9 protein-coding genes and 1 tRNA gene are annotated in these 8,430 nt (G+C 69.1%); 3 read left to right on the forward strand and 7 right to left on the reverse strand.

What is annotated here, in order from left to right; all coding sequences use genetic code 11:
• Positions 1-67: 67 nt before the first annotated feature.
• Complete coding sequence (locus QZY48_RS08325) at positions 68-217, forward strand: hypothetical protein (RefSeq protein WP_295430048.1); 150 nt, start codon at positions 68-70, stop codon at positions 215-217.
• Between the two features lie 17 nt (positions 218-234).
• Here QZY48_RS08325 and pth read toward each other — a convergent pair whose 3' ends face one another.
• The 7 genes from pth to QZY48_RS08360 form a co-directional block, all read right to left on the reverse strand.
• On the reverse strand, positions 235-813 hold the full coding sequence (pth, locus tag QZY48_RS08330) for an aminoacyl-tRNA hydrolase (protein WP_295430050.1): 579 nt from the start codon (positions 811-813) through the stop codon (positions 235-237).
• Positions 814-893: 80 nt separating this feature from the next.
• Positions 894-1,508 carry a 50S ribosomal protein L25/general stress protein Ctc gene (locus QZY48_RS08335; RefSeq protein WP_295430053.1) on the reverse strand — a complete coding sequence of 205 codons (615 nt, stop codon included), beginning with the start codon at positions 1,506-1,508 and terminating at the stop codon, positions 894-896.
• Between the two features lie 294 nt (positions 1,509-1,802).
• Positions 1,803-2,756 (reverse strand): ribose-phosphate diphosphokinase, encoded by a 954-nt coding sequence (locus QZY48_RS08340; protein ID WP_366929654.1) that lies wholly within the window; start codon positions 2,754-2,756, stop codon positions 1,803-1,805.
• Positions 2,757-2,808: 52 nt separating this feature from the next.
• Positions 2,809-2,883, reverse strand: a tRNA-Gln gene (locus QZY48_RS08345).
• Positions 2,884-2,911: 28 nt separating this feature from the next.
• Positions 2,912-3,775 (reverse strand): 4-(cytidine 5'-diphospho)-2-C-methyl-D-erythritol kinase, encoded by an 864-nt coding sequence (ispE, locus tag QZY48_RS08350; RefSeq protein ID WP_295430065.1) that lies wholly within the window; start codon positions 3,773-3,775, stop codon positions 2,912-2,914.
• Between the two features lie 11 nt (positions 3,776-3,786).
• Positions 3,787-5,736, reverse strand: coding sequence for a tetratricopeptide repeat protein (locus QZY48_RS08355; RefSeq protein WP_295430055.1), 1,950 nt, complete (start codon positions 5,734-5,736; stop codon positions 3,787-3,789).
• A gap of 65 nt (positions 5,737-5,801) precedes the next feature.
• Complete coding sequence (locus QZY48_RS08360; protein WP_295430057.1) at positions 5,802-5,951, reverse strand: hypothetical protein; 150 nt, start codon at positions 5,949-5,951, stop codon at positions 5,802-5,804.
• 181 nt (positions 5,952-6,132) lie between these two features.
• On the opposite strand from QZY48_RS08360, the gene hemA reads away from it, so the two are divergent.
• Entirely contained in the window at positions 6,133-7,410 is a 1,278-nt protein-coding gene (hemA, locus tag QZY48_RS08365) for a glutamyl-tRNA reductase (RefSeq protein ID WP_295430059.1), read from the forward strand.
• The coding region (gene prfA, locus QZY48_RS08370; protein WP_295430061.1) for a peptide chain release factor 1 at positions 7,407-8,430 on the forward strand (1,024 nt) is incomplete at its 3' end. The genes hemA and prfA, both read left to right, overlap by 4 nt.

Below are 8,430 nucleotides of genomic sequence, written 5' to 3' on the forward strand. Positions count from 1 at the left end.
AGCGGCCCCCGGCCGCGACGGGCTGCCGCGCCGACCGCGGTGGCCGCAATTATGATCAAGGCCCGCTTTGGGGTACGAGAGAATCTCGCGGCGCTGCGATAATCTCGATTACGACAACGACAACGACAACGACAACGACAACGACAACGACAACGACAACGACAACGACAACGACAACGAAAATGGCGCTACAGGCGGTCCGAATGGAATTGGCTAGCTATTGTGAACCGGTCCTCAGCGAGCGCGATGCAGCCGGTTCATCGCCAACTGAAAGCGTCCGTCCAGACAGTCGTCGATCACGCCCTCGGCGTCGCGCAGCGCGTCTTCGATGCGCAGCGCATCGTCGCGCGACGGGCGGCCAAGGACATAGTTGGTGACCAGGCTGCGGTCGCCGGGGTGGTCGATGCCGATGCGCAGGCGCCAGAAGTCGCGGCTGCCGAGCAGGTTGATGGTGTCGCGCAGGCCGTTGTGACCGGCGTGTCCGCCGCCCTGCTTGAGGCGCACCGTGCCGACGGCGAGATCCAGTTCATCGTGGGCGATCAGGATCTGTTCGGGGGGGATCTCGAAATAGCGGCTGACGGCGGCCACGCAGCGACCGCTGTGGTTCATGTAGGTCGCGGGCTTGGCGAGCCGCAGGTCGCTGCCCCGCCGGGTCAGGCGCGCCAACTCGCCGTGGAAGCGGGCCTCGGCCTTGAATGACTGACCAATGGCCAGTGCATCGACGAACCAGAAGCCGACATTGTGGCGGGTGGGGGCATAGTCCGGGCCCGGGTTGCCCAGACCGACGATGAGACGGATGCCGACGGGGTCCATGGTAGTGTCGACCGCGGGTGGGCACCGGCCCGACGGATGCTCCGCCGGGCCGGTGTCCGCAGGGTCCGCGGCGGGCCCGCTCAGGCGCCGCCGCCCTCGGTCTCTTCGCCTTCCGTCTCAGCCCCGGCATGGGCGGCGTGCATCACGACCACCGGTTCATCGGGGTCGGGGGCATGGGCGAGCGACACCCCCTCGGGCAGCGGGATCTCGGACAGGTGGATGATGTCGCCCACCTCCATGGCCGCGATATCGAGCCCGATATACTCCGGCAGGTCTTTGGGCAGGCAGCTGATCTCGATCTCGGTCAGGGTGTGGGAGGCATTGCCGCCGGCCTTGACGCCGGGGGACTTCTCCACGTTCAGGAAGTGCAGCGGCACCACCATGCGCAGTTTCTCATCCTGGCTCACGCGCATGAAATCCGCGTGCAGGATAAAGGGCTTGGCCGGGTGGCGCTGCAGGTCCTTGAGCACCACCGGGGCCTCGAGGTCGCCGATCTTGAGGTTCAGCACATGGGAGTAGAAGGACTCGTGCTCCAGGTGCCGCAGGATCATGTTGTGCCGCAGCGAGATCATCTGCGGTTCCTGATGACCACCATAGACAATGGCCGGGATCAGGCCCTGGCGACGCAGGCGGCGGCTCGCACCCTTACCTGTATCGCTGCGGGGCTCGGCCGGGACGTCGAAATTTACGCTCATGGGCGTTCTCCAGTTGAATCACAAACAAAGCGCCGGGACCCGCGACCAGGTTCCCGGCACACAAGGGGCGGAACGCATCTAGGCCCCGCAGAATTTCGCCTGTTAACGACCAGCTACCGGTCGTTCAGGAATGCTTGTCCCGTCGTTGTCGTTGTCGTTGTCGTTGTCGTAATCGTAATCGAGGTTATCGTAGCGCCGAGGATTCGCTCGCACGACAAATTGCATCGGTTCTCCGATTACGACAACGATTACGACAACGACAACGACAACGACAACGACAACGACAACGAGCGTTCAGTCCATGAAAAGCGAACTGACCGACTCCTCATTTGAGACCCGCCGCATAGTCTCCGCCAGCAACTCGCCGATGCTCAGTTGGCGGATGCGCGGGCAATTGCGTGCCTCGGGGCGCAGCGGGATGGTGTTGGTGACGACCAGTTCATCCAGCACCGAGTTGGTGATGGTGTCCACGGCGGGTCCGGACAGGACCGCGTGGGTACAGTAGGCCACGACCCGCTGGGCGCCGTGCTCCTTCAGCGCGGCGGCGGCGCGGCACAGGGTCCCGGCGGTGTCCACCAGGTCGTCGATCAGGACACAGGAGCGGCCGTCCACGTCGCCGATGATGTTCATGACCTGCGCCTCGTTGGCCTTGGGCCGGCGCTTGTCGATGATGGCGAGATCCGCGTCGTCCAGGCGTTTGGCGAGCGCCCGCGCCCGCACCACACCGCCCACGTCCGGGGAGACCACGATCAGGTTAGGGTGCTTCTGGCGCCAGACATCCCCCAGGAGGATCGGCGAGGAGTAGACATTGTCGACCGGGATGTCGAAGAATCCCTGGATCTGGTCGGCGTGCAGGTCCATGGTGAGGACCCGGTCCGCCCCGGCCTGGCCGATCATCTTGGCGACCAGCCGGGCGGTGATCGGCACCCGCGCCGAGCGGGGTCGCCGGTCCTGGCGGGCGTACCCGAAATAGGGGATGACGGCGGTGATGCGTTTGGCCGAGGCCCAGCGCAGGGCGTCCATCAGCACCAGGAGTTCCATCAGGTTGTCGTTGGTGGGGGCGCCGGTGGGCTGGACCACGAAGACGTCGCGCCCGCGGACGTTCTCCTGGATCTCGGCCATCACCTCGCCGTCGCTGAACTGACCGACCACGGCCTTGCCCAGGGACAACCCCAGGTGTTGGGCGATATCGGCTGAGAGTTCCGGGTTCGCGTTCCCGGAAAAGACCATCATGTGACTGGCTGGCAAGGCGAAGTTCCGGTCTGATAGGGGCGGGTGTCAGGCGACGCCGACAGTGAATTGGCTGGGGCGCCAGGATTCGAACCTGGGGATGCCGGGATCAAAACCCGGTGCCTTACCGCTTGGCGACGCCCCAAGATAACAGAGTGATCGGTGGTCGGTGGTCAGTAGCCGGCGTGATGCTGCCCGGGCTCTGCCGCCAACCGGTCCAGGAGCGGGGAGCGGTTGAGCCCCCGCGCCACGAAGGCCCGGAACCGGGGCGGCGCCAGGTCGCGGGCGGCGAGCGCGCTATGCTGATCGGCAAAGACCGCAAAGACGCATCCGCCGGTACCCGTGAGTTGACCACCCCCGACGCCCTGCAGCCAGTCCAGCGCGGCGGCCACCTCGGGGTAACCGCGACGCACGACCGCGAGACAATCGTTTCGCCGGTCGCCCGCAACGAAGTCCGCAAGTGTGACGGGAAGCGAGTCGCGCGTCAATTGCGGGTCCCCAAAGACCGCCGCGGTGGCGACCTGGCCGGGGGGGGTCAGGACCAGATACCAGGGCTCGGGCAGCTCGACCGCGGTGAGTTGCTCGCCGACCCCCTCGGCCCAGGCCGCCCGGCCGCGCACGAAGACCGGCACGTCGGCCCCCAGCGGCAGGGCGATTGCGGCCAGTTCGTCCTCGGGCAGGTCGAGGCCCCAGAGCCGGTTCAGGGCGACCAGGGTGGTGGCGGCGTCCGAACTGCCGCCGCCGAGCCCCCCGCCCATCGGCAGGGTCTTGTCCAGTCGGATCTCCGCCCCCTGCGGACAACCACAGTGGGCCTGCAAGGCGCGGGCGGCCCGCAGCGTCAGGTCCGCGGACTCGGGGACCCCGGGCAAGGCGTCGGCGCGCTCGATCAGGCCGTCGTCGCGCGGTGTGAACCACAGGTGATCGCAGCGATCGATGAACTGGAAGACGGTCTGCAGGCGGTGGTAGCCGTCCGGGCGCCGGCCCAGGACGCGCAGCATCAGATTCAACTTGGCCGGTGCCGGCCAGGGCTGTGCCATCGCCGCGGGGTTCACTGCGGCGCCTCGTTGGCGGGCGGCTGCGGGGACTGGGGCGTCGCGGCCCCGGGTGCGGCGGCGTCCGGCGCCGGATGGCGCGCCATCATCTTGAGCAGATAGGGGTGGTCCGGATGGTCTTTCAGGGCCGCGTCCCAGACCGCCCGGGCCTCGGCCTGGCGGTCCAGGGCCCACAGGACCGCGCCCAGATGGGCGGCGATCTCCCCGTCCTTCATGGCGTCGTTGGCCTTGATCAGGTACTCCAGGGCCGCCTCGTAGCGGCCGAGCCGGTAGTTCACCCACCCGGCGCTGTCCAGGATCGCCGGCTCCGTGGGCTTGAGCTGGTAGGCGCGCTCGATATACCCCAGGGCCTCCTGATACCGGTCGGTGCGATCCGCCAGGGTATAGCCCAAGGCGTTGAGCGCGTCGGCGTGGTCCGGGTGTTGCTCGATGATGCGCCGCAGGTCCTGCTCGGCCGGCCCGATGCGCTCGAGCTTCACCGCGTACATGGCCCGCCCGTAGAGCAGGTCCGGGTCGTCCGGGAAGGCGGCGAGCGCGTCGCCATAGACCTGCATGGCCGCGTCCGGGCGCCCCGCCTGGTCCAGGATCTCGGCCTCGGCGAGGAACAGCGCGGGCGCCTCATCCGGTGCCAGGTCGCGCAATTGCTGGATGATCTCGCGGGCCCGCTCGACCTCGCCGGCCTTGGCCCGCAGGACGGCGGTGCGCACCCGCGCCTCCACCAGGTTGGCGCCCTGGCTCTTGGCGTACCAATCGAGCGCCGCGCCCGGCTGCTCGGCCCGCTCCTCGAGCTGGCCTAAGTAGAAACTCGTCTCGTCGCGCCGCTCGCCGGTCTCGTAGAGACGGGTGAGATAGTCGCGCGCGGCCGCCAGGTCCTCCAACTCCAGGGACAGGATGCCGGCGGCGAACAGGACCTCCGGCGCCCGCGGCTGGTCGGCAAGCAACTGCGTGAAGAGTGTCCGGGCGCCGGTATAGTCCTTCTCATCGACCAGGAACTGGGCGTAGAGCAGGCGCAGGGCGCGATCATCCGGCCGCGCGGCGATGAACTGCTCGAGCTGGGCCCGCGCCGCGTCGCGTTTACCCTGGGCGAGCAGGAGCCTGACCAGGAACAGGCGCGGCTTGTCCCAGTCCGGGCGCAGCGCCTGGGCGCGCGCCGCGGCGGCGGTGGCGGCCTCGAACTGTTCGACGCTCGCGGCCACCAGCGCCAGGGCCTGCTGGGCGTCGGCGTTGGTCTCGTCGCGCGCGACCAGGTCGCTCATCAACGCGACCCGCTCCGGCGGGCTGGCCGCCCGGCCGATGATGGCGGCCGCCTGCTGGTAGCCGTACTCGGGGTCCGCGGCCAGTTGGACCACCCGCGCCAGGTGCGTCAGCGCGCCCTCGCGCTCGCCCGCCTTCAGGCGCAGGATGGCGGCGACCTGGTGCGCCCCCGGGGAGTCCGGCGTGATCACAAGCCACAGGGCCGCCGCGCGCGCGGCCCCCGCGTCGTCCCCGCCGCTGATCGCGGCCCGCACCGCCAACTCGGCCATCTTGGGGTCGCGGGCCAGTTGTGCAGCGTGCAGATAGTGGGTGAAGGCCATCGCCAGGTCACCGCGCCGCGCCGCCACCTCGGCGACCAGCACGGCGTAGACCAGGTCGGCGTCCAGACTGTCGCGCGTGCGCGGGCCGTCCGGGGGCGGTGCGCCCGCCTCCGGCAGGTTCGGGGGCGTCGGCTGGGACAGGGCCTGGCGGTGCTCCCCCAGGGGCGCGTCCGCGGCCGGTTGCGCCCCGGTCGCGGACGACGGCATGGGGGCCGTCCCGGGGGTACCCGCCGGTGTCGGCAGTGCCGGTGAAGGGGCCGCCGGGGTCGGCTCCGCCCAAGGCGCGCTCAGGGCGCCGAGGCACAGGACGCAAAAGAGTCCGGCGGCGGCGGGACCGCTCCCGCGGGACTTCTGGGACGGCGTGTCGGGCATCGAAGAGGCGCTCATGAGGGGTTACTGGTGTCCAGGGGGTGAGTATAGCGGGGCCGCGGGTGCGATCAGAACTGATGTGGTGACCGACGAGATCCCGGGTACGCTGTCGTTGTCGTTGTCGTTTTCGGTTTCGTAATCGTGGTCGGATTATTCGACAACGACAACGACAACGAGGCCCGGTCCGTGAGAGCGTCCGGTAGCTGTGGGGTACGCATCGCGTACCCGGCTCGGGGCCGCTGCGCACTGGCGGCGGCGAGCGACTTACGGCAGCATACGCGCTCGCCGCGGGCCTGGGGCGACACAGGGTCCGACCGGCCGCGCGGTTGTCGACAACCATGACTTGCATCTGGCGCCATAAGCCGGACAATCGCGGGGTCCAAATTTGACGGTCTCAACATGAAACTGCTGGTCATCGGGCTCAATCACAAGACGGCCCCGATCGAGGTGCGCGAGCGCATCACCTTCGGACCCGACATTATCGCCGGGGCACTGCGCGACCTGCGGGGGCACGCGGGTGTCCACGAGGCGGTGGTGCTCTCCACCTGCAACCGCACCGAGGTCTACTGTGCCACCGACGATGGGGGCGAGGAGACGGTGCGGCACTGGCTGGGCGGCTTCCACGGGGTCGAGCACGAGCGGGTCAACCCCTTCCTCTACGCCCACGCGGGCCGGGATGCGGTGACCCACCTGCTGCGCGTGGGCTGCGGCCTGGACTCCATGGTGCTGGGTGAGCCCCAGATCCTGGGCCAGGTCAAGAGCGCCTTCGCCACCGCCACCGGCTGCACCGCCACCGGCAAGCTCATCTCGCGGCTGTTTCAGCACGCCTTCTCGGTCGCCAAGACGGTACGCACCGACACCGCCATCGGCAACAGCCCGGTCTCGGTGGCCTTCGCCGCCGTCAGCCTGGCGCGCCAGATCTTCAGTGACCTGTCGCAACAGACGGCCATGCTGATCGGCGCCGGTGAGACCATCGAGCTGGTCGCCCGGCACCTGCACCAGAACGGCATCGGGCGCATCATCGTGGCCAACCGCACGGTGGAGCGGGCGCACGAGGTGGCCGCCCAGTTCGACGGCTTCGCCATCGCCCTGACCGAGATCGCCAACCACCTGGCGGACGCGGACATCGTGATCTCCTCGACCGCCAGCCCCTTGCCGGTCCTGGGCAAGGGCACGGTGGAGCGGGCGCTCAAGAAGCGTCGGCATCGCCCGATGTTCATGGTCGACATCGCCGTCCCGCGCGACATCGAGCCCGAGGTGGCCTCCCTGACCGATGTCTATCTCTACACGGTCGACGACCTCCAGGGGGTCATCGACGAGGGGCTGCGCTCGCGCCAGGCGGCGGCCCTGGAGGCCGAGGAGATCGTCGCCTTCCACGCCGAGGAGTTCATGGGCTGGTTGCGCTCGCTCGACGCCGCGAGCGTGATCCAGGACTACCGCAGCCGGGCCGAGAGCCTGCGCGACGAGGTCCTGGAGCGGGCCAAGCGGCAGCTCGAGGCCGGCAAGTCCGCCCCCGATGTGCTGACCTTCCTCGCCCACACCCTCACCAACAAGCTGCTGCACGCCCCCAGCACCCGGCTGCGCCAGGCCGCGCGGGAGGGCCAGGCCGACATCCTGGAGGCCGCCAACGAGTTGTTCCAGCTCGGTCCCGCGGTGCAGGCCGCCCCGCCCCAATGAACCACTCGATCCGCGACCGGCTGGAGCGCATGGACGAGCGCTTCAGCGAGATTACGCTGCTGCTTTCCGACCCCGCGATCCAGTCCGACAACAACCGGTTCCGGGATTTGAGCCGCGAGTATGCCCAACTGGAACCCCTGGTGGAGTGCTTCGGGCGCTATCGGCAGACCGAGGCGGAACTGGCGGCGGTGCAGGAACTGCTGGCCGATCCCGAGATGGCCCCCCTGGCCCGGGATGAAGTGATCGCCGCCGCCGCCCGCCGGGACGCGCTGGAACCCGAACTGCACCGCCTCCTGGTCCCGCCGGACCCCAAGGACCAGTGCAACTGCTTTCTGGAGGTGCGCGCCGGCACCGGCGGGGCCGAGGCGGGGCTCTTCGCCGGCAGCCTGCTGCGCATGTATCTGCGCTACGCCGAGACCCGCGGCTGGCGCACCGAGGTCTACAGCGAGAGCCAGGGGGAGTTGGGCGGCTACAAGGAGGTCGTAGTACGCATCAGCGGCAACGGCGTCTATTCCCGGCTCAAGTTCGAGCCCGGCGCCCACCGGGTGCAGCGCGTCCCCGAGACCGAGTCCCAGGGCCGGGTGCATACCTCCGCCTGCACCGTCGCCGTGTTGCCCGAGGTCGAGTCGATCGACGCCATCGACATCAACGCCGGGGATCTGCGGATCGACACCTACCGCGCCTCCGGTGCCGGCGGCCAGCACATCAACAAGACCGACTCCGCCGTGCGCATCACCCACCTGCCCTCGGGCCTGGTGGTGGAGTGCCAGGAGGAGCGCTCCCAGCACAAGAACAAGGCGCGCGCCCTGTCGCTGCTGCACGCGCGCCTGCTCGCGGCGGCCCAGGGCACCCAGGCCGCCGCCGAGTCCCAGTCGCGCAAGCTCCAGGTCGGCAGCGGCGACCGCTCCGAGCGCATCCGCACCTACAACTTCCCGCAGAACCGGCTCACCGACCACCGCATCAACCTCACCCTCTACAAGCTCGACGAGGTCATGGAGGGGGCGCTCGATCAGATCGTCG

This window comes from uncultured Thiodictyon sp. (genome assembly GCF_903828115.1).
In the GTDB taxonomy this organism is placed as follows: Bacteria; Pseudomonadota; Gammaproteobacteria; order Chromatiales; family Chromatiaceae; genus Thiodictyon.